This is a genomic window from Francisella sp. 19X1-34 (genome assembly GCF_041102755.1).
Taxonomy (GTDB): domain Bacteria; phylum Pseudomonadota; class Gammaproteobacteria; order Francisellales; family Francisellaceae; genus Francisella.
On sequence record NZ_JBGCTX010000130.1, the window covers coordinates 1 to 2121 of the forward strand.

Here is a 2121-nt window from a genome sequence, read left to right on the forward strand (position 1 = left end):
TCTAGCTCAGTTTATTATTTCTCCAATTAAAATCAATAATTATAAATATTTAGACATGAAGTAATTATCGAACTGAGATTAATTATAGTTATTTATAAACGAAGTAACAGTGTTATTAGATTAAAAACAAAAATCTATCAACTTATTGATAGGCAGATTATAAACATACATTTATATGTATTTTATTGGTTTTTACAAGCTTTTATAATCAATCTTATAACAAAAAAATCAATAAAGAAAACTAAGGTTAGACTTATAAAAGATGGAAAAGTATATAAGAGTTTATTATTTTTAGTGAATTCTTATCTAAATAATCATTGCTATAGCAATAATAAACATCATTAAAATATATATAATTTGTAAATGTTTGTGAGAGAATGAGGCTGTTACTTTAACACCAATATTTACACCAATTAGGCTTGGTATAATTCCTGCAAAAACAATAATTAAGTTTAGATAACCAATACAGTATGGTGGTAAATTAGCTGCATGTAAGCCAAAAGCTATAAAGAAAATAGTCATTACTAAGCTTATAAAGAAAGTAATTATAGTCGATGTACCAATAGCTTTACGTATATCTAAACCACACTTTGTCAGTAATGGTACAAAAAACACTGATATACCAGAGAGCATCGTACACACTCCAGCAAAAAATGCGCTGGTTATTTTTAATACTAATGGTGCTTGCCATATTTTTAGTGAAGTTTTTGTTTTACGCCACATCCATATAGCCATAATTATAAGTAAAATAGAGAATATAGTTTTTAGATTACTACTTTTTATTAAAGTTACTAAAAACACACCAAAGACTCCTCCTAGGAGTATGCTAATAAGTGCCCAGCGTAAAGTGTTGTAACAAATTTGTTTGTATCTATGTTGTTTAATGGTTGCAAGTAGACCAACTAAAACACCAGAGCTAACAGCACAGGCAATGGCTACCTGCATTAGATGATCATTTGATGCATAGTAGTAATGTAATAACAAATAAAATCCAGGTACATTAATAAGTCCTGAACCACCACCAAAAACCCCAGATATAAAACCTGAGAAAATAGTTATTAAAAAAATAAGCGTAATAAATAAAAGTAAGCTCAATTTTATTATTCCTTAATTAATTTGTAAGATTTTTATCGATTGATATAGGAGGCTTAATTTTATTTGTATATTTATTTTGTACAAGTTTTTTTTATTGCAAAATATTAAAAAAAATTTTTTGATAGAAGTATTTTTATTTTAAAGTTAATCTTTTTTACCAATAAAACTTATAAATAAAGTTCTTAAATAAGTTTGTAAGCCAGCATCTTGTATTGGAAAGACTACCGCATCTTCATCGGTTTCATTATGATGAGAATGCCACCAACCTGGAGGTGTTACAAATGCTCCATTTGTAGACCAGCCCATACGTATAGGATTTATAAGTTTACCTTCTGAGTCAACTTTTTCACTCATTAAAGTATAGCATCCTGATTTAGGAGCAAATAAGCATAGATCTAGCGCTACAGAATTATGTCTATGTGGTAATTGAACACTGTTTTTAGGTAAAACATTATACAATGACCACAATGTTGGAGTAATTGTTTTAGTTAAAGGACAAGCATCGTTTGCTAATAATACACCATTACGATTACGTTTAGTTGCCCCAGTTTCATTATTAAAGGCTTCGACATGTTTAATTATAGTATCAAAAGGATAATGAGTAGCTTCAAAAGTAGCTTTTGTAGGTTTAGCTCCTAAATAGCTAAATAAAGGTTCATCATTTACATAATATAAAATAGCTTGTTGATGACATTTATGTTCAATATCTATATCTGTTGCAAAACTAAATACATCACCTTTTGACCATTCAAACTTAGTATTTCCTTGTTTACTATAGCCAGTTCCTTCTATAACAACAAATACATGAGATCCAGCGTTAGCAGAAGCTTTTATATATTGATCTTTCTTGAGATTTATAAAACTAATTAAACATGCTGGAGAAGTTGCTTTATAGTCAGTTTGTAGTTGGCTACTTAGGTCTAGAGTACTTATTGTTTTATTTACATCATTAACTAGGCTCTGTGCACAAAAATAAATTTTCATCGAAGCCAAATAAAAGTACAAGCTAATTTAATCATTCCTAGA

Annotated in this window: 2 protein-coding genes; both read right to left on the reverse strand. The window is 28.5% G+C overall.

Going from position 1 to position 2121, the window contains the following annotated elements:
• Positions 1–306 precede the first annotated feature (306 nt).
• Positions 307–1101 (reverse strand): sulfite exporter TauE/SafE family protein, encoded by a 795-nt coding sequence (locus AB8E56_RS11605; RefSeq protein ID WP_329481286.1) that lies wholly within the window; start codon positions 1099–1101, stop codon positions 307–309.
• A gap of 138 nt (positions 1102–1239) precedes the next feature.
• Positions 1240–2079, reverse strand: a complete 840-nt coding sequence (locus AB8E56_RS11610; protein ID WP_329481284.1) for a cupin — start codon at positions 2077–2079, stop codon at positions 1240–1242.
• Positions 2080–2121 lie beyond the last annotated feature (42 nt).

Bases quoted from the DNA above. Each gene is read 5' to 3' on its own strand.
- AB8E56_RS11610 (WP_329481284.1), bottom strand. From the start codon at position 2,079: ATGAAAATTTATTTTTGTGCACAGAGCCTAGTTAATGATGTAAATAAA.